Genomic DNA, 23,517 nt, shown 5'->3' on the forward strand with positions numbered 1-23,517 from the left:
GCCGTAGCCTCGCTGCATGACGGACCAGGCGGTGGAACGTGGCCTCGGACGCTGCGCCGGGCACCGCGCCGCCCTTTCGAGCGTGGCAGTGTCCGTGCTGGCCGTTGCCCTGACCGCATGCGCACCGCTCGGCGCCCCCGCGCCGGTGCAGAGCGCGACGGCCGGCGAACTGCCGGCCGGCATCGACGTCGAGCTCTACCAGCTGCGCTCGGATGTGGCAGACCGGGGCGCCCAGGTGCGGATCGTGAACGACTCAGCCGACGATCTCGTGGTGAGCCGCATCACCTTCGTCGACGACTGGTTCATCGCACCCAGTGTGCGCGAGCGAACAAGCATGATCGCGGCGGGCCGAACGGTCGACCTGCGTATCGCGCTGGCGGAATCCGCGTGCGACGACGAGCCGGATGCCGCGGACCGCACCAGCCGCGTGACCGTCGAGTTCACCGTGGGGGGCACAGCCCCCGGACCATCACGCGCCGCGACGGTCGATGTCGCCGACCCGCTGGGCTTCACCGAGCTCGTTCACGAGAAGGAGTGCCTGCGGCACGATCTGGCCCAGCTCGCGGTCCTGAAGTGGGCGTCGTTCACCGCGTCCGAACCGCCGGCTCCCGCTCGATTGGAGCTCGCGGTCACGTCGGCCGACGACGGCGGTGGCACCGGTCAGCTGACCCGGATCGAGACGACGAACCTCTTGCAGTTCGGCGATCTCCCCGCACCCTTCCCCCTGGGTATCGCCTTGCCGCTGGACGACGGTGAGACGCGCCTGACCGTCCCCTTGCTCCCACTGCGATGCGATCCGCACGCGGTCATGGAAGACAAACGGGGCAGCGTCTTCAACGTCGGTGTCGAGGTCGACGGCATTTCAGGTGTCGTCGAGGTCGCGGCATCCGAGCAGATTCGCGGCGAGATTCTCCGCTGGGTGTCGGAGTGGTGCGGGTTCGGTCCGGGCCAAGGGTGAGTCCGCCGTTCGCGCGGACACGTTCGACGGATCCTCCGCCCGCGGACAACTACGGAATGGGCGGCGGCTGACGCTCGTCGAGCCACGCGTGCACGGCGGGCCAGTGGGGTGCTCCCGGGGCGATCGCGTCCATGTGCGAGAGTCTCGTCAGCTCGATGAGATCGACGTCGCCGCCTGCTGCCCGTGCCGCCTCGACGTAGTCGCGCGTGTGCGCGAAAGGGACGCGGGCGTCATCCCGTCCGTGCACGACGAGCACTTCGGCGGGAGGCGGGAGGTGGGCGAGAGGGGAGGCAGCCGCGTAGAGGTCGGGGCGCACGGCGGGGGAGTCGCGGAAGAACTCGGCCACCGCACCGTCGCCGATCCCCTCCTGATATCCGCGTGTCACGTCCGACACGGGCGCGAGCGCGATGACGGCGTCGCCCGTGTGCCCGGCGAGCAGCGCCAGTTGTCCTCCCACGGAGTGTCCGATGATCGCCACGCGGGCCGTCGGCGCCAAGGATCTCGCCGATGACATCGCGCCGGAGAGATCCTCGCCCATGGCCGCCCAGCCGTCGTCGCCACGTCGGTACTCGACGTTCGCGACGACCCAGCCGCGTGCCAGGAAGGAAGGCACGAGCGGCCGCATGAGCTCGGCCGTGAACGGGGTGCGCCAATAGCCGCCGTGGATGAGCACGGCGATCCCGCGGACGTTCCCGGTCGGGTACGACACCTCGACCCACTGGTCGTCGGACCGGCCATAGCGGAGGATTCGTCCAGGTGCGGCGAGGTCGCCCTCGACCGCGGTCACGCCCCTTCGACCGCCCCTTCAGGGAGGAAATCCACGCCGTTCAGGGCTGAGAGCCGGACGACCTCGGCCGGATCGGTGACGTTGTGCAGCAGGCTGAACAGATTCGCAAGCTTGCCGCCGGGGGAGACCCAGAACAGAGACTTCGCGGTCGAGTCCTGCTTGTTGTAGTACGCGTGGGGCAGGTTGCGAGGCATCTGCACGAGGTCGCCGGGTCCTGCCGTGGTCCATCGGCCGTCGAGGTAGAGGGTGTAGACACCCTCGAAGACGTAGATGAACTCATCCTGTGTGGGGTGCACGTGTGGGGGCACACCGGTTCCGGCGGGGTCCAGCGAAAGCCATGAGTAGGTCGATGCGCTCTCGATCTTGGTCGTGTAGGTATGTCCGAGAACGTTCCACACGCGGCCGCCGAACGCCTCGTCGGCGCGCACGATACCGGCGGGCAGGTCGCCCAGAATGATCTCTTCGGAATTCGTCATCGTGTTCCTCTTGTCGGGTGTGGTGCTGTCAGTGTGGCAGAGCCACGGCTCCGCCTCACTCGCAGACGCGGAACCTGCGTCCATCGAGACCCACGATGTCGCCGACCTGCAGCTGCCGACCCCGACGGCGATCGATGTCACCGTTCACGGAGACGTAGCCGTCGATGATGGCCTCCTTCACATCTCCGCCCGAGTCCAGGAGACCGGCGAACTTGAGGAACTGCCCGAGGCGGATGCTGTCGCCGCCGATCGGTACATCGTCGATCGCACCCGAGGTCGTCATGCCGAAATGCTAGCCGCCATGGGACACGGGTCGGTCGTCATCACAGGCCGGTCCCCATCGCGGATCCCGGCCAGACCGAAGGGGGGCGCCCGCGTGTGTGTTCGTCGAGGCGGGCCGGTGGTGTCACCGTGAATGCCGACGTAGCGTGGGGGGATGGATGAGAACACGCGCGCAGGGAAGCAGCCCGCACCTCGGCCCAGCCGGATCCTCGCGTTGGCGGTGGTCGCCGCCGGCGGTGTCGTCGTGGGCGTGGTCGCCGGGTTCGTCACGCAGAGCGTGGTGATCGGCCTCGTCGCGGGCCTCATCGTGGCGGGGATCGCGGCGCTGTGGGTGCGCCGCGTTCGTCGCGTCGGCGAGAACACCGGAGACATGAACGACCTGGCGGAGGAGCGGCGGCTTCGCAGAGACCAGGGCCCGTTCACTCAGCCCGGGTCTTCCGGCTTCGGCACCCCGGGCATCTGAGGTCGCGCGCTTCGTCTCGGTGTGCGCGCTCGGAGACCGGGATCAGGATCTCGGAGCGAGGAGCGCGGCGGCCAGACGAATCCCCGAGGTCTCAGGATCAGTCCGGCGGCTCGACCGTTCCGCCGTCATTCTGGTTGAGCGTCGGGATGTCGGCCTCGTCGGGTGCGACACCGTCCGCCGGGTCTTCCTCGACGACGGTCGGGTCGACCGGGGCATCGTCCGCGGCGGGCTCGTCGGCGCCGCTCTGCCGCGTGACATCCGCGGGCTGCTGAGGCGTCGGCTGCACCTCCGCATCGGCGTCGCTCGGCTCAGCGGCGGACACCATCGGCTCCTCGTCCGCAGCGGAGTCGGCGCGCACCTCGTCGGTGAAGGCGTCCGTCGGCGGGCCGTCGTCGGCTCGGGCGTCGTCACTGTGGTGAGCGTTCGGTGTCGTGTTGTCAGTCATGGTCGACCTCCTAGGTTGCCTGCACCATCCTCCTCACGAGAGCCGCGTGCGGCACGGGGCTTGACAGCCTCGATGGTCAGCACACTCCATCGCGATGCGCCAGCCCCTCCGCCTCCGCGGCCTCGGTGGAGTTAGCTGAGCGCATGGCTGAGAACACGTCCGGCGCCCTCGCCGTCCTGCTCGACATCGACGGCACTCTCGTCGACTCGAACTACCTGCACATCGACGCGTGGGACCGCGCGTTCACCGCTGCCGGTCACCCCGTCGACGTCTGGCGGATCCACCGGGCGATCGGCATGGACTCGGGGAAACTGATCGAACGCCTCGCAGGGGACGCCGCGGACGACATCAGCGACGATGTCACCAGCGAGCACAGTCGACTGTACGAGAAGTCGAGCAATCGTCTCCGGACGATCCGCGGGGCGCGGGAACTGCTGAGTGCCCTGTCGGAGCGCGGCGTCACGGTGGTCCTCGCCACCTCCGCACCCGAAAGCGAGCTGAAGATGCTGCGCGGCCTGCTTCAGGTCGAAGAAGACATCGACGTCGTGACGTCGGGAGAAGATGTCGCGGTGGCCAAACCCGACCCCGGCATCGTCGAAATCGCTCTCGAGCGTGCCGGAGTGCCCGCCGATCGCGCGGTCATGGTGGGCGACTCGGTGTGGGACGTCGAGGCCGCCCGCCGCGCGGGTCTGTCCTGCATCGGCGTCCTGAGCGGCGGGTACGGTGCGGGTGAACTCATGGATGCCGGTGCGGTGGCGGTGTACAACGACGTCGCCGATCTGCTCGAACATCTCGATGACAGCCCGGTCTCCCGCCAGCGGCCATCGACCTGATCCACCAACGAAAGGACGACCATGAACGACAGCAACGACACGACGCCGACGCCGGACGACAACGACTCCCAGACCACCACCGATGACTCGGCTGCCGATGCCGGCTCGGAGTCACCCGAAGAGGGCGCCAACGCCATGTCCAGCGCAGAAGACGCCGTGGTGGGCAAGGGCAAGCCCAGCGAGTAGGACCTTCACCCGACGGTCCTCGCGAGGGCGGTGGCGGAAGATGCCGCAGCCCTCGCGAGCGCAGTCCCCCTAGCGGACCCGAATGGCCGAGGGCTGGATCGTAACCGTGAAGTTCTTCGTCTCGCCGATCTCCTCGCCATCGATCTCGAAGGCGCGTTCCTCCGGCAATGTGACCGTGAGTTTCTTCGCGCGGCCGTGGCTCACGGTTTCGCTGTCCTTCGTCTCGTCCGACTTCGTGAGCAGCTTCTTCAGGCCGTTGTCCCACATCATCGTCTTCACCGTCCCCGCCCACTCGCCGAAGCCCTCAGCACTCAGCACGAGGTAGTCCAGCTCACCGTCCGACGGATCGGCGTCCGGAAGGAGGGTGAACCCGCCCTGCAGGGTGCCGCAGTTCGCGATCATCAGCGTGTGACCCTCTTCGTCTTTGCCGGGGTGTCCGTCCACGGTGATGTTGAACGGCACGACCTCACTGGCCTGGAGCGCGCGGCCGAGCGACTCGACATACGCGAGCCAGCCGGCCTTGTCCTTGAGGTCTTCGTTCGTCTCCGCGATCATGTGGGCGTCGATGCCGAAACCGATGAGCACGACGAAGGCATGGCGCTCAGAGCCGGACTGCAGGTCGACATCCACCCAGCCCACATCCACCGCGCGAGCCTCGGCGGTGAGAGCGCGATCCATCGCCGCCGGGAGATCGTTGATCGGCACGTCGAGGTTGCGCGCGAGCAGATTCCCGGTCCCGAGCGGAACGATCCCCATCTCCGCGGTCGCCGAGACCGCGGCCAGGTGTTCGGCCACCGCCCGCACCGTGCCGTCTCCTCCGGCCACGATCAGAAGGTCGGCACCGGCGTCCAGAGCCCGGCCCGCCGCGCCCTGGCCAGGGTCCTCCTTCGCGGTCTCCCAGTAGGTGACCTCATGAGTCTGGCTGCTGAGCGCGGCGGCGGCGGCCGCCTCCAGCGTCTCCTTCTCGGTCTTCGTGGGATTCCAGATGATCGCGATGTGGCTCATGGAGGTTCTACTTTCGTTGATGTGGTCTCATTTTCGCGTGACCCCGCAGACTCCGCGAACCCCCTTGCGCGCGGCGACCGCGCAGGTCATCGTGGTCGTCGCGGTGCTCAGGAGACCGGACGGCTGAGGATGTCCGTGCTCAGGGTCGTGCCGTTGAGCTCGAGGTAGAGGTGGCGCTCCGTCACGGAGACGGTGAGGGCGTTGCGGCGCTCGAGGGCAGCGGCCGCGGCATCGACGAAGGCGGCGTCGAAGCTGTGCAGCACGATCTCCTCCCCGCGATGGATGCGCTTACCTGCCCAGGGAGCCGACACCTTGGCGGGATCCCGGTGCGTGTACACGACCGTGCGCTCGGACTGCATGCTTCCGGAATGCAGGCGCGCAGCATCCGGCGCGCCCACCTCGATCCAGGCCGTGAGCTTGCCTGTGAGGTCGCGCACGACCACGGGGGGCTCGTCGGTGTTCGAGAGTCCCTCGCTGAACGCGATGCCCTCCTCGAACTCCAGGCAGTACGCGAGAACGCGCGTCAGCATGTACGCCGCAGTCTCGGAAGGATGCCGCGCGACCCGCAGCGACAGCTCGTCGTAGACGCCTCGGTCGACATCGGCCAACTGAACGGTGAACGTGTACATCGTCGCGCCGAGAGCCATAGCGTCCGAGCCTACGCGGTCATGGCTCACGCCCCTGCCAGCGGGGAGCCGACGGCGAGCTTGCGGGTCAGGGTGTCGGCCAGGTGACGAGCAGCAGTCCCTGCTTCGTGTCGGCGAAGCTGACCCAGCCGTCCCCGAACTGGTAGGTCGAGCCGAAGCCCTGGTCGTCGGCCTCCATGATCATGCCCTGACCGGCGGTGACATAGCGGGCGTCGCCCTCCTGCACTTCTCGCCACCCCTGCGCGACGAGGTCGGTGATGGCGTCTTCCGCCAGATCCTCGGTGATCGGCGCCCACCCGAAGACCTGCACGTGATCGCTCGGCTGCGCCGCGTTGCCCCACTTGCACTGCAGGCCGTCCGCGAGCTCCTCGCCGCCCAGGATGAACGGACCCGGGACGGGGGTGAGACCGGATTCAGTGAACACGGTCACCGTGTCGGCCGGAATGAGCGTCTCGCAGGTCGGGTCTCCGACCGGCTCGTTCGCACCAGAGCCCGACGGCGTCGGTTCGGGTGACGTCGCATTGGGGCTCGGTGATTCGGTGGACAGCGTCGTCGGGGTCTCCGACGAGGAGCACGCGGTGAACGCGAAGACGCTGGCGGCGACCAGCAGCGTGGCGCCCCAGCGGGCGAGCGGACGGGTCATCGCGAAGGCTCCGATGTGAGCGGGCGGGACTTCGGGGATTCCGGATGCAGCAGCCGCAGGAAATCGTCGTGCAGCACCCCGTTCGTCGCGAGCGAGGACAGCGACGAGATCGACTCGCTGCCGTCGTACGCGGTGAGGCGCCCGCCCGCCTCGGAGATGATCGGAACGTGCGAGGCGATGTCGTATTCCTTGACCCCGAACTCGGCCACGAGTTCGAGTCTCCCCTCCGCGAGGAGCATGTACGGCCACGCATCCCCGTAGCCACGATCGCGCCACACCGCGCCCGTGAGTCGGTCGAGCGCGTCGAGTTCGCCCGCTTCTCGCCATTGGCCGATGCTTTGGAAGCTGGCGCTCGCGTCCGCGATCGAGTCCACCGTCGATACGGCCAGCCGTCGGGGGTCGCCGCCGGGGCGGTTGGTCCATGCACCATGGCCGATGGCCGCCCACCAGCGTCGTCCGATCGCCGGCTGACTGACCACGCCGACCTGAGGCACGCCGTCCACGGCAAGCGCGATCAGCGTCGCCCACATCGGGATGCCCTTGAGATAGTTCGCCGTTCCGTCGATCGGGTCGATGATCCACTGCCGGTGGGTGTCGCCGGCCGACCCGAACTCCTCGCCGAAGACGCCGTCGTGGGGGCGTTCACTCTCGAGGATTCCTCGGATCGCCTGTTCGGTCGAAAGGTCCGCTTCGGTCACGTGCGAGGCGTCCGGCTTGAGGCGGACATCGAGGTCGGGAGCATCGAAGCGCTCCATCGATACCGCGTCGGCCGCATCGGCCAAGCGCAACGCGAGCGCCAGGTCGTCGACGAGCGTCGGGGGCTCGGAAGCTTCGGGCGGCGGGGGGAGCGTCACACGCTTCAGAATACCGGGCGGGCCCCGCCTCGATTGGCGGTGGGGCCGATCGTGATGGTAACGTTTACCCTCGGTTCGCCTGTCGCGGACCAGGCACCTCTAGCTCAATCGGCAGAGCAATTGACTCTTAATCAATGGGTTCTGGGTTCAAGTCCCAGGGGGTGCACCACCGGCCGCCTCTCCTCGTCTCACACGAGGAGAGGCGGTTCTTTTTTTCCCGAGGGGAGGCGGTTCTCGCCTCGCGGAGAGCGACCGCCGTGATCTCACCGCACGGGCACGGAGCGGCGACTCATCGCATTCCCGACGGCGCGGATGACGAGCGCCAGCACGATGAAGCCGATCAGCAGCACGACGCAGTACAGGGCGACACCGCCGTAGCCGCCGACCGCAGCCGGGTTGAAGAACGGATAGCAGTAGAAACCGGTGATCGCGCCACGCACGACCGAGTAGACGGTGTAGACGACGGGAACCAGAATCCAGACGAACGCGGTCCGGAGCGAGAGTCGCGTGCGAGGCGGCAGCAGCAGCCAGTCGATCACCACGGCGAGGGGCATCAGCATGTGGTGCACGACGTTCGTCCAGGGCAGCAGGGGCCCCACGTCCGCACCCGCGAGGAGCGTGTTGAAGACGATGCCGACGAACGCCATGTAGACGACCGATGACCCGCGCACGGCGTCCCAGCGCGGGCCGGCCGGCTTCTTGCGGATGATCTGGGCGGCGCCGACGAGGAACACGATGCTGGCGAACAGATTGCTCAGGGTCGTGAAGTAGCTGAAGAAGTTCACGACGCCGAAGTCGATCTGGACGGCGATCACGAACTGCGTCACGACACCGGCGAGCGACGCGGCTGCCATCACGAGGCGGAGGACGAGGGCGGCTGTCTGTCTCATCGGCTCAGGATACTGAGCGGCGCACCCTCGACGGTCCACGACGCACGACGTTCGTCACTCGGATGCCTCGTTCGGCACGCCGGACTTCACGGTCTCGGTCGCACAGGTGACCCTCGAGCCCGGGACGGGCTCGCTCATGTGCCGCCGCAGCTCGTGGCGGCTCACCTCGACATCGAGCGGGCCGTCCTCGCGACCTTCCCTCATGGGGCACATCACCCCGCTGCGGTGACCGCGACCGCCCGCGCGTCCGACCGCCCGACGTAGTGTGGCCCCATGCCCACCACGCTCTCGATGAAATTCATGAACGCCGTCCATCGGGGCGCGATCGCGGTGACGCGCGGCCGGTTCGGATGGGATCTGGCGGGGATGCCCGTCATCGAACTCACCACCACGGGGCGCAGAAGCGGTGAGGCGCGCACGAGCATGCTCACGGCGCCGTTGGCCGAGAACGGGGGCTACGTGATCGTCGCCTCCCGCGGCGGCGACGACAGGCACCCGGCCTGGTTCCTCAACCTTCGCGATCAGCCGCTCGTGCAGGTGGCGCGCAAACGCAGAAGTGCAGTGCCGATGCGGGCGCGCATCCTCGGTGGCGCGGAACGGGCCGAGGCCTGGAACCGCATCGTCGACGTCTTCCCGCACTACGCCGGGTACCAGCGCAAGACGACCCGCGAGATCCCCCTGGTGTCGCTGGAGCCCCTCGGCTGAGGAGCCGGCACTCAGCCGACCCCTCAGGTTGCCGCGCACGATCCGACAGCTCAGGCAGCGTCACCGATCAGCACGGACGCCGCCTCGTCCGCGGCATCCGCTTCTCTGACGTCGATGCGCGCCAGTGCACGACGGCCGAGCAGAATCGTCAGCGCGGCGACGAGGACGGATGCCGCGGCGAAGACGTAGGGCACGCTCGGCCCGTAGGCGTGCCAGAGCAGCGCGGCGATCGGCGGGGCTGCCGCGCCACCGAGGAAGCGCACGGCCGAATACGCCGACGACGCGACGGAGCGCGGAAGGTCGGTCGCCTCCATCACGGATTCGGTCAGCACGGTGTTCATGATGCCGAGCAGCAGGCCGCCGGCGACGATGCACGCCACAAGTGCGGCGGCGTTCGTGACGAAGACGGCTGCGGCGAGCAGGTCGAGGGCGAGCAGCGGGAGCACGATCAGGATGACGGTCGTCCGCGGCATGCGACGGACCAGGGCCGGCGCGACCCAGACGCTCGTTATCGCGAGCGCGAGCCCCCACCCGAAGAAGGTGAAGCCGATGCCCATGGCGCCGAAGCCCAACGGGAACGGCGAGAACGCCAGGAGGACGAAGAAACCGATGTTGTAGAAGAGCGCGGTCACGGCGAGGAGCGCCAGCGCGGGCTGCGCGAGGGCGCGGAAGGGAGCCGAGAAGGCGACGGGCGTGCGCTTCTCTTCCGTGCCGCGGAGCAGGACGGCGACCGCGACGAAGGCGATGGCCATGAGCACGACGACGCCGAAGAAGGGACCGCGCCAGCTTATTTCGCCGAGCAGACCGCCCAGGAGTGGGCCGATGGCGATTCCGAGGCCGAGCGCCGCTTCGTAAAGGACGATGGCTGCTCCGCTCCCGCCGGAGGCCGCGCCGACGATCGTCGCGAGCGCGGTGGAGATGAACAGCGCGTTGCCGAGCCCCCATCCCGCGCGGAAGCCGATGATGGCATCGACGCTGCCGCTGAGGGCGCAGAACAGCGCGAACGCGACGATCACGGCCAGGCCGATGAGGAGGGTCCGCTTGGCGCCGATGCGGCTGGAGATCCAGCTGGTGACGAACATGGCGAGGCCGGTCACGACGAGGTAGCTGGTGAAGAGCAGCTCGGTCTGCACGGGCGACGCCTGCAGCGAATCCGCGATCGCAGGGAGGATCGGGTCGACGAGGCCGATGCCCATGAACGCGACGACACTGGCGAACGCGACGGCCCACACCTGTGGCGGCTGACGCCACGGTGACGTGCGGGTGTGGGAGGTCGGCGCCGCGCCTGCGGTGCGGGTCATCGGGAGGCCTCCATCGTCATCGACGTTCGTGTCGCGAGGATCGTCGCGGCGCGCGACAGGGCTGCCCAATCGTCGTCGTCGAGGTCAGCGAAACGCGGCGCGAGCGCGCTGCTCAGCTGCACGAGCCACGCGTCGAGGGCGCGGAGACCGGCAGCGGTCGCAGACACGACCGTGGCGCGCGAGTCCGACGGATCCTCGACGCGCTCGACGAGCCCGGCTTCGTGCAGCTGCGTGACGAGCCGTGTCATACCGGGCTGCGTCACTCGACTCTCGCGGGCCAGCTCTCCCAGGCGCAGGGGTCCCTCGGTGCGAAGGATGCTCAGGGTGCGCCACTGGGCGGCGGGCGCCTCGTTCCTCGTTTCGATCGCGGCGATGCGGGTCAGTGCGTGCGCGGCGACCACGATCCGTTCGAGGTCTTCGGCTTTACTCATACCCTAAGTATATACCCCGGGTATGCTTCGAGATGGCCCGGCATCGACAGGGCGAAGCTCAGGCGTGATGATCTGTTCATGAGCGAACCCGGTCTTCGCGAGCCCGATCCGGAAGGGCCCGTCACCCACACGTATCGGACGATGGATGTCGCGGTGGCGGGCGGTGACCTTCACGTCGGGGTGTGGGATCCGGTGCAAGAACCTTTCGCCGATGCGCTTCTCGTGCACGGGGTGACCGCCTCGCACCTCGCGTGGCAGTTCGTCGTCGAGTTCCTTCCCGGTGTGCGCATCATCGCGCCGGACCTGCGCGGTCGAGGCCGCAGCAATCGGCTCGGCGCGCCGGTCGGGATGCGGGCTCACGCGGCCGACATCGCCGCGGTCCTCGATGCGATGGACGTGGAACGCACCCTCGTCGTCGGCCACTCCATGGGGGCCTTCGTCGCCCTCGTCTTCGCGCACCGCCACGCGGATCGGGTGTCGAGAATCGTGCTGGTGGACGGCGGTCTGCCGTTGGACGTCCCGGTCGGGATGGACACCGACGCACTCGTCTCATCGATCCTGGGTCCAACCGCCGCGCGACTGTCGATGCGATTCGCCGACGTCGCGGAGTACCTCGGATTCTGGCGCTCCCACCCGGCGTTCGCGGGAGCGTGGACGCCCGAGCTCGAGAGATACTTCGCCTACGACCTCGAGGACGACGGCGGGGGCAGGCTCAAGCCGGCGACGAGCTACGCCACGACGGCCGATGACACCCTCGACTTGAACACCGGTCAGGATCTGCCCGACGCGGTCGCGGGGCTGCGGCATCCGGCGATCCTGCTCACCGTTCCGCGCGGCCTGCAGGACCAGGTCCCCGGGCTGTACGCCCCGAAGCATCTCGCCCGCGTCCTGGCGGCGTCGCCCGGCGTGCGCCATCGCCGGCTCGACGACCTCAACCACTACACCGTGGTGATGTCGGCGCGGGGGGCCGCCGCCGTGGCGACGACCGTGCGCCGCGAGCTCGGGCAGGAGCGCGTCAGCGGCGAGCCGTAGCGATGCGTCCGGACAGTTCGTGGGCATGCGCCAGCAGAGTGCGCGTGAGCTCGGGGAGTCGATCGGGTCCGAACCGGAACTGCACACCCGTGAGGCTCAGCGCCCACTGCGGGCGACCGTCGCGGGAGAACACCGCCGCACCCAACCCGAAACTGCCCTCGACGATCAAGCCGGGATTGAGGGCAGCGCCCCGCTCCGTCGTCTCCCTCAAGCGCGTGCGCAGTCGGGCCTCGCCGTGCGACGGCCCCCACGTGTCGGACAGCTGCGGGTGTCGGCGGAAGTAGTCGTCCACATCCTGTGGCGGGAGGAAGGCCAGAATCGCCAGACCCGCGGATGCCACGCCCAGCGGGAACCGCACACCTTCCGACAGGACGAAGGAGCGAATGGGGAAGCTGCCCTCCTCTCGCAGGAGGCAGACGGTCTCGTCGCCGCGCCGGACCGACAGAAAAGCGCTCTCCTCCGTGCGCACCGCGAGCGATCGCACGACATCACGGGCGACGGCGGTGATGTCATAGCGCCCCGCGGCCACCGTGCCCATCAGGTAGAGCTCGGGGCCCGGCATCCACCGTCCCGTCGTCGCGTCCTGATCGACCAGGCCCTCGTGGGCGAGGGCGGTGAGCAGGCGATGCGCCGTCGGGCGGGTGAGGTCGGCCGAGCGCGACAGTTCGCCGGCCGTCACGCCGCTCTCACCGCCGGCGGTCACCAGCCGGAGGAGCCGGGCCGCGCGCGCGACGGACTGCGCACCGGGCACGCTCGCAGTGTTCACAATATGGACGATAGCGCCCCTCACTTCCATATGGCAGACGAGGATTCGGCGCGGCTTGCACCACGGATGATGCTGGGGTGGGCGTCATCACCGGCAGACAGCGCCACGCCGGACACGAGGGAGTGCAAGTGATCGACAAGACCATCGACTCAGCGTCGAAAGCCGTCGCGGACATCCCCGACGGAGCTTCCCTCGCCGTCGGAGGCTTCGGGCTCTCCGGCAACCCGACCCAGCTGATCGAGGCTCTGCTCGCGCAGGGCACGTCCGACCTCAGCATCGTGAGCAACAACTGCGGCGTCGACGACTGGGGGCTCGGCGTCCTGCTGAATGCGAAACGGATCCGCAAGATGACGTCGTCGTACGTGGGGGAGAACAAGGAGTTCGAGCGGCAGTTCCTCTCAGGGGAGCTCGAACTCGAGCTGACCCCGCAGGGGACCCTCGCCGAGAAACTGCGCGCCGGCGGCGCGGGAATCGGAGCGTTCTACACGCAGACCGGGGTCGGGACGCAGGTGGCCGAAGGCGGACTGCCTCGCCGTTACGACGGTCAGGGGGGCGTGGCTGTGGCGTCACCGGTCAAGGACGTCCGCGTCTTCGACATCGGCGGCTCGTCTCACGAGTACGTGCTCGAAGAAGCGATCGTGACGGACTTCTCGCTCGTGCACGCCCTGCGGGGCGATCGTCACGGCAATCTGATCTTCAACAAGTCCGCCCGCAACTTCAATCCGCTGGCCGCGATGGCAGGACGGGTCTGCATCGCGCAGGTCGAAGAACTGGTCGAACCGGGGGAGCTCGATCCCGACGACGTGCATCTTCCCGGCATTTACGTGCACCGGATCATCGAGGTGGGCAGCGACATCGAGAAGCGCATCGAGCGTCGCACCGTGACCCCGGAAGGACACTGACATGCCACTCACGCGTAATGAGATGGCGGCGCGCGCCGCTGCGGAGCTCACCGACGGCTCGTACGTGAACCTCGGAATCGGTCTGCCGACCCTGGTGCCCAACTACGTGCCCGACGGTGCCACCGTGGTGCTGCAATCGGAGAACGGCATCCTCGGGGTCGGGCCCTACCCGACCGATGACGCCGTGGACCCCGACCTCATCAACGCGGGCAAGGAGACCGTCACGGTGCTTCCGGGCGCGGCGTTCTTCGACTCTGCGACCAGCTTCGGGATGATCCGTGGTGGCAAGATCGACGCGGCGATCCTCGGGGCGATGCAGGTCTCGGCCTCGGGCGACCTCGCGAACTGGATGATCCCCGGCAAGATGGTCAAGGGCCCGGGCGGTGCGATGGACCTCGTCCACGGCGCGGCGCGCGTGATCGTGCTGATGGAGCATGTGGCCCGTGACGGATCGGCCAAGATCGTGCACGAATGCTCGCTGCCGCTGACAGGACGCGGTGTGGTCGATCGCATCATCACCGATCTCGCGGTGATCGACGTCACAGACGCCGGGCTGGTGCTGGTCGAGACGGCGCCCGGTGTCACGGTGGAGTCCGTGGTCGCCGCGACAGAGCCGCCGCTCACGATCTCGCCCGCGCTGCTCGCGCGCCAGGCGTAGGAGGTAATCATGGACATCACCGACGACATCGTCATCGTGGCGGCGGCCCGCACCCCGCAGGGCAAGCTCAAGGGGCAGCTCGCGTCGTTCAGCGCCCCGCAGCTCGGAGGATTCGCGATCAGCGGCGCACTCGCGCAGGGCGGCATCTCCCCTGCAGACGTCGACGCCGTCATCGTCGGCCAGGTGCTGGCCGCCGGCTCGGGCCAGAATGCGGCGCGCCAGTCCGCGATCAACGCGGGCATCGGCTGGGACGTCCCCGCACACAGCGTCAACAAGGTGTGCCTGTCGGGGCTGACGGCCGTCATCGACGCTGCCCGGATGGTCCGGGTGGGGGATGCCACGACGGTTGTCGCGGCCGGCATGGAGTCGATGACCCAGGCTCCCCATCTGCTCATGGGATCGCGCAACGGCTGGCAGTACGGCTCTGTCGAAGTGCTCGATCACATGGCTCTGGACGGCCTGACAGACGCGTACGACGGTGTCAGCATGGGCGCGTCGACCGAGCGGCTGAACGAGAAGTACGAGATCACGAGGGAGCAGCAGGATGCGGTGGCGGCCCGATCGCATCAGCGGGCGGCCGCCGCGCAGGAGGCGGGTGTCTTCGACGCGGAGCTCGTCACCGTCGAGGTGCCGCAGAAGCGCGGGGAACCCGTCGTCGTGCGGGCCGACGAAGGCGTGCGCCCCGAGACCACGATCGAGACTCTCGCCAGACTGCGGCCGGCTTTCGCCGAGGGGGGCACCATCACCGCGGCCAGCTCGTCGCCCATCTCAGACGGCGCGTCTGCGGTGGTCGTGACCTCTCGGTCCCACGCCGACGAGAAGGGCTGGACGGTCCTCGCGGCGGTCGGCGCTTCCGGTCAGGTCGCCGGACCCGACAACTCGCTGCACGCGCAACCGGCCCGCGCGATCGCGAAGGCGCTCGCGAAGCAGGGGATCGGGGCATCCGATCTCGATTTCGTCGAGATCAATGAGGCGTTCGGCGCGGTGGTCGAACGCTCGCAACGCGAGCTCGGACTCTCGGACGACGTCGTGAACATCCACGGCGGCGGAATCGCGATCGGCCACCCGATCGGCGCTTCGGGCAATCGGCTCATCGTCCACGCCGTGCATGAACTGGTGCGCCGGGGAAGCGGTGTCGCGGCCGTCGGTCTCTGCGGCGGCGGGGGACAGGGCGACGCGCTGATCCTCACCCGTTGACAGGGTGAGGCGCCCGGCGTACGGCATGCCGACCGGAGCGCGTCCGGCGGTTTCCGTGCGTTCAGGCTCGACCTCCCGCACGCGCTCCTACGCGCGGAGGCGCTTCTTCAACAGCTTGTCTTCTTTGCCGGAGACCGGCGAGTCAGCCGAGACGCGGTGACCGCGCGAGGCCCGCCGCGTGTCGACGATGGCTCCGACCGCGAGCGCGAAAGTGATGGCCCAGCTCAGCCAGGCCAGTGCCTCGCGCCAGGTGAACTCGGTGTCGCGCGCTCCGCGCAGCAGGGTGACGCCACTGACGACCGCGCCCATGATGCCGGTTCCGAAGAGGTACTTACGCATGGCACCACGTTAGCGGGCGCAAGCGCCGGCGCGTGGCCCTTGACAGAGGCCGCGCGGGGGTCCGCGTGGGCGGAACCCGACGACGGGTCATGACGGATGCCTCGCCCGGATCGGTCTCGTCGGGAGCCGGTCTCGTCGCCGCTGTAGCCTTGGCTGACGCCCGCTACCAGGAGGTCCCGTGCCTGAGGCAAATTTCGTCGTCGTCGCCAATCGCCTTCCCGTCGATCGGGTGGACGGGCCGAACGGTGAACCCGGTTGGCGTCCCTCTCCCGGCGGACTCGTGACGGCACTCGACCCCGTGATGAAGAAGTCCGACGGCGCGTGGGTGGGGTGGCCCGGACAAGCGGACCTCGAAGTCGAGCCGTTCGAGTTCGGCGGCACGTGGCTGGTGCCGGTGGCGCTCTCGGAAGAGGAAGTCGCCTCCTACTACGAGGGGTTCTCGAACGACACGATCTGGCCCCTCTATCACGACGTCATCGCGTCGCCGCGATACCGCCGCGTGTGGTGGGACGCCTACGTGAAGGTCAACCGGCGGTTCGCCGAGGCCGCGGCCGCGGCCGTCTCCGAGGGAGGCACCGTCTGGGTTCAGGACTACCAGCTGCAGCTCGTGCCGAAGATGGTGAGGGAGCTTCGGCCCGACGTCACGATCGGCTACTTCCACCACATCCCGTTCCCGGCATATGGGCTGTATTCGCAGCTGCCCTGGCGCAGACAGGTCCTGGAGGGGCTCCTCGGCGCCGACGTGATCGGCTTCCAGCGCGTCGCCGATGCCGGCAACTTCGCGCGGGCCGTGCGCCGCCAGCTTCGCTACGACACCAAAGCGACCGGCATCCGCGTTCCGCAGGCGGACGGCAGCTCGAGGCTCGCCCTGGCCAAGGCGTTCCCCATCTCGATCGACACGGCGTCCTACGTCGCGCTCGCGAAGCGCCCCGACGTGCGTGCCCGTGCGGCGGAGATCCGCGAGAGCCTCGGCAATCCCTCCAAGATCCTGCTCGGGGTGGATCGCCTGGACTACACCAAGGGCATACAGCACCGCCTGAAGGCATACGGCGAACTGCTGGCCGACGGCACCCTCAAGGTCGAGGACGTCACGCTCGTCCAGGTCGCGAGCCCGAGCCGCGAACGTGTGCAGACCTACGTCGAGTTGCGGGATGAGATCGAACTCACGGTCAGCCGCATCAACGGTGACCGCGACACGATGGGTCACACCGCGATCCGGTACCTGCACCAGGGGTATCCCCGCGAAGAGATGGTCGCGCTCTTCCTCGCGGCCGACGTCATGCTGGTCACGGCTCTCCGCGACGGCATGAACCTGGTCGCGAAGGAGTATGTGGCCACGCGGACCGACAATCGCGGTGTCCTCATCCTGAGCGAGTTCGCCGGTGCCGCCGACGAGCTCGGCACGGCTCTGCGCGTGAATCCCCACGACATCGACACGCTCAAGGAGACCATCGTGAGCGCGGTGAAGATGGCCCCGGCCGAGCAGGGCCGACGCATGCGCGCCCTCCGTCGCAAGGTCATCGAACACGACGTCGACGCATGGTCCCGTGACTTCCTGTCGGCGCTGGCCGCCGTGCACCCCGTCCCGAAAGGTAACGCATGACCCCGCTCCCGCCTGAAACCGTCGACACCCTCCGCCCGTTGGCCGAGACTGCGGTGCTGCTGGTGGCGCTCGACTTCGACGGCACGCTGGCGCCGTTCGAGAACGAGCCGATGAAGGCGCGGATGCTGCCGGAGTCGCGCGCGGCCGTCGAATCCCTCTTCACGCTGCCCGACACGGTCGTCGCCCTGGTGTCGGGACGCAGCCTGTCGGACCTCGAGCAGATCTCCGAGCACACGGAGGACAGCGCGATCGTGCTCGCCGGCTCCCACGGCGCCGAGTTCTGGATTCCCGGCGAGGGGCTCGTGACGCCGACCGAAGAGGCGCGTGAGACAGAGCTCCGCGACACCCTGCGTCACGACGCCGAACGGGAGCTGGCAGGTTTCCCGGGTGTCTGGGTCGAGCCGAAGACGTACGGATTCGGCATCCACACGCGCACGGCGAGCGCCGACGACGGCGAGCGGGCGTGGCAGTACGCCGACGCGCTCGTCGCCCAGCACGCTCCGCATTGGCGTCGCCGCACCGGCCACAACATTGTCGAGTACTCCTTCCGACAGGAGGGGAAGGATGCCGCGGTCGCTGTTCTGCGCGAGAGGCTGAGTGCGACCGCCGTGCTGTTCGCGGGCGACGACATCACGGACGAAGACGCGATGAAGGCGCTGCGGGTGGACGACCTGGGCATCCGCGTCGGCGGCGGGCAGACGGCGGCCGCGCTGCGCGTGTCAGACATCGAAGAACTCGCCGCCGTGTTGTCCGCGTTGGCCGAGATGCGGGCCGCCCGCCGGGAATAGACTGCAGGGATGCCTGAGTCCGATCCCCACACCGCCGCGTCCGTCGACATCAAGCCCCGCAGCCGCGTCGTCACCGATGGCATCGAAGCCACGACCTCGCGCGGGATGCTCCGTGCCGTCGGCATGGGCGACGCCGATTGGGAGAAGCCGCAGATCGGCATCGCCTCGAGCTGGAACGAGATCACCCCCTGCAACCTGAGCCTGGACAGGCTCGCCCAGGGCGCGAAAGAGGGAGTGCACGCCGGCGGCGGCTACCCGCTGCAGTTCGGCACGATCTCGGTCTCCGACGGCATCTCCATGGGCCATGAGGGAATGCACTTCTCGCTCGTCAGCCGCGAGGTCATCGCCGACTCCGTCGAGACCGTCGTCATGGCCGAGCGGCTGGACGGCACGGTGTTGCTCGCCGGCTGCGACAAGTCGATCCCGGGCATGCTCATGGCGTCCGCGCGTCTGGACCTCTCGAGTGTCTTCCTCTACGCGGGCTCGATCGCCCCCGGTTGGGTCAAGCTGTCGGACGGCACCGAGAAGGACGTCACCATCATCGATTCGTTCGAGGCGGTCGGCGCGTGCCTGGCGGGCAAGATGAGCGAGGCCGACCTCAAGCGCATCGAGTGCGCCATCGCCCCGGGGGAAGGAGCCTGCGGCGGCATGTACACGGCCAACACCATGGCGTCCGTCGCCGAAGCCCTCGGCCTGAGCCTCCCCGGGTCGGCGGCGCCGCCGGCAGCCGACCGCCGCCGCGACTACTACGCGCACCGTTCGGGCGAGGCCGTCATCAATCTGCTCCGTCAGGGCATCACCACCCGCGACATCCTGACCCCCGAGGCCTTCGAGAACGCGATCGCCCTGGCGATGGCCCTCGGTGGATCGACCAACGTCGTGCTGCACCTGCTGGCGATCGCCCGCGAGGCCGACGTCGAACTGAGCCTCCACGACTTCAACCGGATCGGCGACAAGGTTCCGCACGTCGCCGACATGAAGCCCTTCGGGAAGTACGTCATGAACGACGTCGACCGCCACGGCGGCATCCCCGTGATCATGAAGGCGATGCTCGACGAAGGGCTGCTGCACGGGGACGCGCTCACCGTGACCGGCAAGACGCTTGCCGAGAACATGCGCGACCTCGATCCCGATCCGATCGACGGCACCGTGATCCACTCGTTCGACAACCCGATCCACGAGAAGGGCGGCATCACGATCCTCCACGGATCCATCGCGCCCGAGGGCGCCGTCGTCAAGTCGGCCGGCTTCGACTCCGATGTGTTCGAAGGCCCTGCCCGCGTGTTCGAGCGCGAGCGTGGGGCGATGGATGCTCTCGAAGCAGGCGAGATCGCGGCCGGCGACGTCGTCGTCATCCGCTACGAGGGCCCGAAGGGCGGACCCGGCATGCGCGAGATGCTCGCGGTGACCGCCGCCATCAAGGGCGCCGGCCTCGGAAAAGATGTATTACTGTTGACGGACGGCAGATTCTCAGGCGGCACAACCGGCCTGTGCATCGGCCACATAGCACCCGAAGCAGTGGACGCTGGTCCCATTGCCTTCGTGCGCGATGGTGATCTGATACGGGTCGATATCGCGGCTCGCACTCTCGACCTACTCGTCGATGAGGCTGAGCTGAACTCCCGCCGTGAGGGCTGGGAGCCACTTCCCCCGCGCTATACCCGTGGCGTCTTGGCCAAGTACTCCAAGCTCGTGCGCTCCGCCGCCGAAGGCGCGACCACGGGCTGACCTCGGCCCCCGACATCCGTCTCCATCACTCAGAGGTTCATCATGCCTGCAGAATCCTCCTCGGCCGTGCCCCGGCCGCCCGCCCGAACCGCATCGGCACCCGTGCTCACGGGCGCCCAAGCCGTCGTCCGATCGCTCGAACTCCTGGGTGTCACGGATGTCTTCGGGCTTCCCGGGGGCGCCATCCTCCCCGTCTACGACCCGCTGATGGACAGCACCGAGCTGCGCCACATCCTGGTGCGCCATGAGCAGGGCGCGGGACACGCGGCGGAGGGCTACGCCTCCGCGTCGAACAAGATCGGCGTTGCGATCGCGACGTCCGGTCCCGGTGCGACGAACCTCGTGACCGCCATCGCGGACGCCTACATGGACTCCGTCCCGATCGTCTGCATCACCGGCCAGGTGTTCTCCACGCTGATGGGCACCGACGCCTTCCAGGAAGCCGACATCGTGGGCATCACGATGCCCATCACCAAGCACTCCATCCTCGTCAAGCGCGCCGAGGAGATCCCCGGCGCCATCGCCGCCGCCTTCGAGATCGCGGGGACCGGTCGACCCGGCCCCGTGCTCGTCGACATCACGAAGGACGCGCAGCAGGCCGAGGTGCCGTTCGTGTGGCCGCCCAAGATCGACCTGCCGGGCTACCGGCCCGTGACGAAGGCGCACGGCAAGCAGATCCAGGCCGCGGCACAGCTGCTGGCGGGCGCGAAGAAGCCCGTGCTCTACGTCGGCGGCGGCGTGATCCGCTCGCGGGCGTCGAAGGAGCTGCTCGCGTTCGCCGAGGCTACCGGTGCTCCGGTGGTCACGACGCTGATGGCACGGGGTGCCTTCCCCGACTCGCACACCCAGCAGCTCGGGATGCCCGGCATGCACGGCACCGTCCCGGCGGTCCTGGCGTTGCAGGAGTCCGACCTGCTGGTGTCCCTGGGTGCACGGTTCGACGACCGGGTGACCGGCAAGGCGGCGTTGTTCGCGCCGAACGCGAAGGTCGTGCACATCGACATCGATCCCGCGGAGATCGGCAAGATCCGCGCGGCCGACGTTCCGATCGTGGGGGATCTGCGGGACGTGCTCGTCGACCTCGAAACGGCCTACCGGGCCGCTGCGGCGACAGCCGAGCCCGATATCTCGGAGTGGTGGTCCTACCTCGACGGTCTTCGTGAGGAGTTCCCCCTCGGCTACGCGCCGACGACGGACGGCCTTCTCGCACCGCAGCACGTGATCCAGCGCATCGGGGAGCTCACCGGACCCGAGGGCATCTACGCCTCGGGCGTCGGTCAGCACCAGATGTGGTCGGCGCAGTTCATCAAGTACGAGCGTCCGAACTCCTGGCTCAACTCCGGTGGCGCGGGAACAATGGGCTACGGCGTGCCCGCGGCGATGGGCGCCAAGGTGGCGGAGCCCGACCGCGTCGTCTGGGCGATCGACGGCGACGGATGCTTCCAGATGACCAATCAGGAACTCGCCACCTGCACGATCAACAACATCCCGATCAAGGTCGCGATCATCAACAACTCCTCGCTCGGGATGGTGCGCCAGTGGCAGACGCTGTTCTACGAGGGCCGGTATTCGCACACCAGCCTGAACACCGGGCACGGCAGCATCCGCATCCCCGACTTCGTGAAGCTGGCTGAAGCGTACGGGTGCCTCGCGATCCGCGTCGAGAAGCTGGAAGAAGTGGATGCTGCGATCACGCTGGCTCTCGAGACCAACGACCGTCCGGTCGTCATCGACTTCGTCGTCAGCGCCGACTCGATGGTGTGGCCGATGGTCCCTCAAGGCGTCAGCAACAGCTACGTCCAGTACGCGCGTGAACACGCCCCGTCGTTCGATCGCGAGGACTGAGCCATGACTTCGCACGTGCTGAGCCTTCTGGTCGAGAACAAACCCGGTCTGCTGACCCGCGTCGCGGGGCTGTTCGCGCGCCGCGGGTTCAACATCGAATCCCTCGCGGTCGGCGTGACGGAGGTGCCGGGTCTGTCCCGGATCACCGTGGTCGTCGACGTCGACGAACTGCCCCTCGAGCAGGTGACCAAGCAGCTCAACAAGCTGATCAACGTCATCAAGATCGTCGAGCTCGAGCCGGCGGCATCCGTCCAGCGCGAGCACATGCTCGTGAAGGTGCGCGCCGACAACGCCAACCGGTCGAGTGTGCTCGAAGTGGTGAGCCTCTTCCGCGCGTCGGTCGTCGACTACTCACCCGACGCGCTCGTCATCGAGGTGACCGGAGACCACGGCAAGGTCGACGCCCTGCTGCGCGCACTGGAGCCCTTCGGCATCAGGGAGCTCGCCCAGTCGGGCCTTCTCGCCATCGGCCGCGGCGGCAAGAGCATCACCGAGCGGGTCCTCCGCAACTGATCCCCGACCGTTCGCCGAGCGTGGCGGCACGATCATCGAACACCCCGAACGAAAGAGAAAACCAGTGACTGAACTCCTCTACGACGCCGACGCCGACCTCTCGATCATCCAGAGCAAGAAGGTTGCGATCGTCGGTTATGGATCGCAGGGCCACGCCCACGCGCAGAACCTCCGCGACTCGGGCGTCGAGGTCGTCATCGCCCTCAAGGACGGCTCGAAGTCGACCGCCAAGGCCGAGGACGACGGCTTCGAGGTGAAATCCGTCGCCGACGCGACCGCATGGGCCGACGTCATCATGATCCTCGCGCCCGATCAGCACCAACGCTCGATCTATACCGAGAGCATCAAGGACAACCTGACGCCCGGGAAGGCCCTCGCCTTCGCGCACGGCTTCAACATCCGCTTCGGCTACATCGATGCTCCCGAGGGCGTCGACGTGATCCTCATCGCGCCGAAGGCCCCCGGCCACACGGTGCGCCGCGAATTCGTCGCGGGCCGCGGCATCCCCGACATCATCGGCGTCGAGCGCGATGCGAGCGGCGAGGCGTGGGCACTCGCACTCTCGTACGCGAAGGCGATCGGCGGCACGCGCGCCGGCGTCATCAAGACCACCTTCACCGAAGAGACCGAGACCGACCTGTTCGGCGAGCAGGCAGTGCTCTGCGGCGGCATGTCGCAGCTCGTGCAGTACGGCTTCGAGACGCTCACCGAGGCGGGCTACCAGCCCCAGATCGCCTACTTCGAGGTGCTCCACGAGCTCAAGCTCATCGTCGACCTGATGTGGGAGGGCGGGATCGCCAAGCAGCGCTGGTCCATCTCGGACACCGCCGAGTACGGCGACTACGTCTCGGGTCCGCGCGTCATCTCGCCCGATGTCAAGGAGAACATGAAGGCCGTTCTCGGCGACATCCAGTCGGGCGCGTTCGCGAAGCGCTTCATCGAGGACCAGGATGCCGGAGCGCCTGAGTTCCTGGCCCTGCGCGAAAAGGGTGCTCAGCACCCGATCGAAGCGGTCGGCAAAGAGCTGCGCGGCCTGTTCGCCTGGCAGCAGACCGACACCGACTACGTCGAGGGCTCCGCAGCACGCTGACCCTCCGCTGAACCCTCGGCGCATCCCGCCGAGCCCGGCTGTCAAGAGCCACGAAGCCCGGCCCCTCACCACGGGGCCGGGCTTTCGGCACGCCCGGGCGGTCCGCGCAGGTGTGCACGACGGCGCACACGGCCTCGACCCAGCGAGCGC

Annotated in this window: 29 protein-coding genes and 1 tRNA gene; 16 read left to right on the forward strand and 14 right to left on the reverse strand. The window is 68.3% G+C overall.

Annotated features, from left to right (window positions below; all coding sequences use genetic code 11):
• Positions 1–16 precede the first annotated feature (16 nt).
• Positions 17–958, forward strand: a complete 942-nt coding sequence (locus ACFXOO_RS05040) for a hypothetical protein (protein ID WP_378838878.1) — start codon at positions 17–19, stop codon at positions 956–958.
• Positions 959–1,007: 49 nt separating this feature from the next.
• On the opposite strand, the gene ACFXOO_RS05045 is transcribed toward ACFXOO_RS05040, so the two are convergent.
• Genes ACFXOO_RS05045 through ACFXOO_RS05055 form a run of 3 tightly spaced genes read right to left on the reverse strand, consistent with a single transcriptional unit; the run spans position 1,008 to position 2,504 of the window.
• Positions 1,008–1,745 (reverse strand): alpha/beta hydrolase family protein, encoded by a 738-nt coding sequence (locus ACFXOO_RS05045; protein ID WP_378838880.1) that lies wholly within the window; start codon positions 1,743–1,745, stop codon positions 1,008–1,010.
• A complete protein-coding gene (locus tag ACFXOO_RS05050) occupies positions 1,742–2,221 on the reverse strand; it encodes a cupin domain-containing protein (protein WP_378838883.1) in 480 nt (159 codons plus the stop codon). The genes ACFXOO_RS05045 and ACFXOO_RS05050 overlap by 4 nt, the downstream gene beginning before the upstream one ends.
• Before the next feature lie 55 nt (positions 2,222–2,276).
• Positions 2,277–2,504 (reverse strand): RNA-binding S4 domain-containing protein, encoded by a 228-nt coding sequence (locus ACFXOO_RS05055; RefSeq protein WP_378838885.1) that lies wholly within the window; start codon positions 2,502–2,504, stop codon positions 2,277–2,279.
• 153 nt (positions 2,505–2,657) lie between these two features.
• Here ACFXOO_RS05055 and ACFXOO_RS05060 point away from each other — a divergent pair, with 153 nt between their 5' ends.
• Positions 2,658–2,966, forward strand: coding sequence for a hypothetical protein (locus ACFXOO_RS05060; RefSeq protein ID WP_378838887.1), 309 nt, complete (start codon positions 2,658–2,660; stop codon positions 2,964–2,966).
• A 97-nt stretch (positions 2,967–3,063) separates the two neighbouring features.
• On the opposite strand, the gene ACFXOO_RS05065 is transcribed toward ACFXOO_RS05060, so the two are convergent.
• The gene (locus ACFXOO_RS05065) at positions 3,064–3,411 is read right to left on the reverse strand and encodes a hypothetical protein (RefSeq protein ID WP_378838890.1); all 348 of its coding nucleotides are present in this window, start codon (positions 3,409–3,411) and stop codon (positions 3,064–3,066) included.
• Positions 3,412–3,554: 143 nt separating this feature from the next.
• Between ACFXOO_RS05065 and ACFXOO_RS05070 the strand changes: the two genes are divergently transcribed.
• Complete coding sequence (locus ACFXOO_RS05070; protein WP_378838892.1) at positions 3,555–4,244, forward strand: HAD family hydrolase; 690 nt, start codon at positions 3,555–3,557, stop codon at positions 4,242–4,244.
• Positions 4,245–4,265: 21 nt separating this feature from the next.
• Entirely contained in the window at positions 4,266–4,430 is a 165-nt protein-coding gene (locus tag ACFXOO_RS05075; protein ID WP_378838895.1) for a hypothetical protein, read from the forward strand.
• 69 nt (positions 4,431–4,499) lie between these two features.
• Here ACFXOO_RS05075 and ACFXOO_RS05080 read toward each other — a convergent pair whose 3' ends face one another.
• The 4 genes from ACFXOO_RS05080 to ACFXOO_RS05095 all read right to left on the reverse strand — a co-directional run bounded on the left by ACFXOO_RS05080 (position 4,500) and on the right by ACFXOO_RS05095 (position 7,579).
• Positions 4,500–5,435, reverse strand: a complete 936-nt coding sequence (locus tag ACFXOO_RS05080) for a diacylglycerol/lipid kinase family protein (RefSeq protein ID WP_378838897.1) — start codon at positions 5,433–5,435, stop codon at positions 4,500–4,502.
• A gap of 107 nt (positions 5,436–5,542) precedes the next feature.
• Positions 5,543–6,082: a YaeQ family protein gene (locus ACFXOO_RS05085; RefSeq protein ID WP_378838899.1), complete on the reverse strand. Its 540-nt coding sequence runs from the start codon at positions 6,080–6,082 to the stop codon at positions 5,543–5,545.
• 67 nt (positions 6,083–6,149) lie between these two features.
• Entirely contained in the window at positions 6,150–6,725 is a 576-nt protein-coding gene (locus ACFXOO_RS05090) for a hypothetical protein (RefSeq protein ID WP_378850893.1), read from the reverse strand.
• Complete coding sequence (locus ACFXOO_RS05095) at positions 6,722–7,579, reverse strand: inositol monophosphatase family protein (RefSeq protein ID WP_394562931.1); 858 nt, start codon at positions 7,577–7,579, stop codon at positions 6,722–6,724. Before ACFXOO_RS05095 ends, ACFXOO_RS05090 begins: the two co-directional genes overlap by 4 nt.
• Before the next feature lie 93 nt (positions 7,580–7,672).
• Between ACFXOO_RS05095 and ACFXOO_RS05100 the strand changes: the two genes are divergently transcribed.
• A tRNA-Lys gene (locus ACFXOO_RS05100) sits at positions 7,673–7,748 on the forward strand.
• 94 nt (positions 7,749–7,842) lie between these two features.
• Here the strand turns inward: ACFXOO_RS05100 and ACFXOO_RS05105 are convergent.
• Together ACFXOO_RS05105 and ACFXOO_RS05110 are read right to left on the reverse strand one after the other, a co-directional pair.
• The gene (locus ACFXOO_RS05105; protein ID WP_394562932.1) at positions 7,843–8,469 is read right to left on the reverse strand and encodes a Pr6Pr family membrane protein; all 627 of its coding nucleotides are present in this window, start codon (positions 8,467–8,469) and stop codon (positions 7,843–7,845) included.
• A gap of 54 nt (positions 8,470–8,523) precedes the next feature.
• Positions 8,524–8,673 (reverse strand): hypothetical protein, encoded by a 150-nt coding sequence (locus ACFXOO_RS05110; protein ID WP_378850886.1) that lies wholly within the window; start codon positions 8,671–8,673, stop codon positions 8,524–8,526.
• Between the two features lie 69 nt (positions 8,674–8,742).
• Between ACFXOO_RS05110 and ACFXOO_RS05115 the strand changes: the two genes are divergently transcribed.
• Entirely contained in the window at positions 8,743–9,174 is a 432-nt protein-coding gene (locus ACFXOO_RS05115; protein WP_394562933.1) for a nitroreductase/quinone reductase family protein, read from the forward strand.
• A 50-nt stretch (positions 9,175–9,224) separates the two neighbouring features.
• Here the strand turns inward: ACFXOO_RS05115 and ACFXOO_RS05120 are convergent, their stop codons facing one another.
• A complete protein-coding gene (locus ACFXOO_RS05120; RefSeq protein WP_394562934.1) occupies positions 9,225–10,475 on the reverse strand; it encodes an MFS transporter in 1,251 nt (416 codons plus the stop codon).
• Positions 10,472–10,906, reverse strand: a complete 435-nt coding sequence (locus tag ACFXOO_RS05125; RefSeq protein ID WP_394562935.1) for a MarR family winged helix-turn-helix transcriptional regulator — start codon at positions 10,904–10,906, stop codon at positions 10,472–10,474. The genes ACFXOO_RS05120 and ACFXOO_RS05125 overlap by 4 nt, the downstream gene beginning before the upstream one ends.
• A gap of 78 nt (positions 10,907–10,984) precedes the next feature.
• Between ACFXOO_RS05125 and ACFXOO_RS05130 the strand changes: the two genes are divergently transcribed.
• The gene (locus ACFXOO_RS05130) at positions 10,985–11,938 is read left to right on the forward strand and encodes an alpha/beta fold hydrolase (protein ID WP_394562936.1); all 954 of its coding nucleotides are present in this window, start codon (positions 10,985–10,987) and stop codon (positions 11,936–11,938) included.
• Here the strand turns inward: ACFXOO_RS05130 and ACFXOO_RS05135 are convergent.
• Entirely contained in the window at positions 11,922–12,734 is an 813-nt protein-coding gene (locus ACFXOO_RS05135; RefSeq protein ID WP_394562937.1) for an IclR family transcriptional regulator, read from the reverse strand. The two genes, ACFXOO_RS05130 and ACFXOO_RS05135, sit on opposite strands and share 17 nt — an antisense overlap.
• Positions 12,735–12,832: 98 nt before the next feature.
• Here ACFXOO_RS05135 and ACFXOO_RS05140 point away from each other — a divergent pair, with 98 nt between their 5' ends.
• Genes ACFXOO_RS05140 through ACFXOO_RS05150 form a run of 3 tightly spaced genes read left to right on the forward strand, consistent with a single transcriptional unit; the run spans position 12,833 to position 15,461 of the window.
• The gene (locus ACFXOO_RS05140) at positions 12,833–13,606 is read left to right on the forward strand and encodes a CoA transferase subunit A (RefSeq protein ID WP_378851317.1); all 774 of its coding nucleotides are present in this window, start codon (positions 12,833–12,835) and stop codon (positions 13,604–13,606) included.
• Position 13,607: 1 nt separating this feature from the next.
• Positions 13,608–14,264, forward strand: coding sequence for a CoA transferase subunit B (locus ACFXOO_RS05145; RefSeq protein WP_378838921.1), 657 nt, complete (start codon positions 13,608–13,610; stop codon positions 14,262–14,264).
• A gap of 9 nt (positions 14,265–14,273) precedes the next feature.
• Positions 14,274–15,461: an acetyl-CoA C-acetyltransferase gene (locus ACFXOO_RS05150; RefSeq protein ID WP_394562938.1), complete on the forward strand. Its 1,188-nt coding sequence runs from the start codon at positions 14,274–14,276 to the stop codon at positions 15,459–15,461.
• Between the two features lie 87 nt (positions 15,462–15,548).
• Here the strand turns inward: ACFXOO_RS05150 and ACFXOO_RS05155 are convergent, their stop codons facing one another.
• A complete protein-coding gene (locus ACFXOO_RS05155; RefSeq protein WP_378838926.1) occupies positions 15,549–15,800 on the reverse strand; it encodes a hypothetical protein in 252 nt (83 codons plus the stop codon).
• A 178-nt stretch (positions 15,801–15,978) separates the two neighbouring features.
• Here ACFXOO_RS05155 and ACFXOO_RS05160 point away from each other — a divergent pair, with 178 nt between their 5' ends.
• From ACFXOO_RS05160 to ilvC, 6 genes are all read left to right on the forward strand, one after another.
• Positions 15,979–17,403, forward strand: a complete 1,425-nt coding sequence (locus ACFXOO_RS05160; protein ID WP_394562939.1) for a trehalose-6-phosphate synthase — start codon at positions 15,979–15,981, stop codon at positions 17,401–17,403.
• The gene (otsB, locus tag ACFXOO_RS05165) at positions 17,400–18,191 is read left to right on the forward strand and encodes a trehalose-phosphatase (protein ID WP_394562940.1); all 792 of its coding nucleotides are present in this window, start codon (positions 17,400–17,402) and stop codon (positions 18,189–18,191) included. Before ACFXOO_RS05160 ends, otsB begins: the two co-directional genes overlap by 4 nt.
• Positions 18,192–18,200: 9 nt before the next feature.
• Positions 18,201–19,919: a dihydroxy-acid dehydratase gene (ilvD, locus tag ACFXOO_RS05170; RefSeq protein WP_378838932.1), complete on the forward strand. Its 1,719-nt coding sequence runs from the start codon at positions 18,201–18,203 to the stop codon at positions 19,917–19,919.
• 42 nt (positions 19,920–19,961) lie between these two features.
• The gene (locus ACFXOO_RS05175) at positions 19,962–21,764 is read left to right on the forward strand and encodes an acetolactate synthase large subunit (protein WP_378838934.1); all 1,803 of its coding nucleotides are present in this window, start codon (positions 19,962–19,964) and stop codon (positions 21,762–21,764) included.
• Between the two features lie 3 nt (positions 21,765–21,767).
• Positions 21,768–22,277, forward strand: a complete 510-nt coding sequence (gene ilvN / locus ACFXOO_RS05180; protein ID WP_378838937.1) for an acetolactate synthase small subunit — start codon at positions 21,768–21,770, stop codon at positions 22,275–22,277.
• Between the two features lie 64 nt (positions 22,278–22,341).
• A complete protein-coding gene (gene ilvC / locus ACFXOO_RS05185) occupies positions 22,342–23,367 on the forward strand; it encodes a ketol-acid reductoisomerase (protein WP_378838939.1) in 1,026 nt (341 codons plus the stop codon).
• Positions 23,368–23,517 lie beyond the last annotated feature (150 nt).

Source organism: Microbacterium sp. P03 (genome assembly GCF_043556235.1).
Classification (GTDB): Bacteria; Actinomycetota; Actinomycetes; order Actinomycetales; family Microbacteriaceae; genus Microbacterium.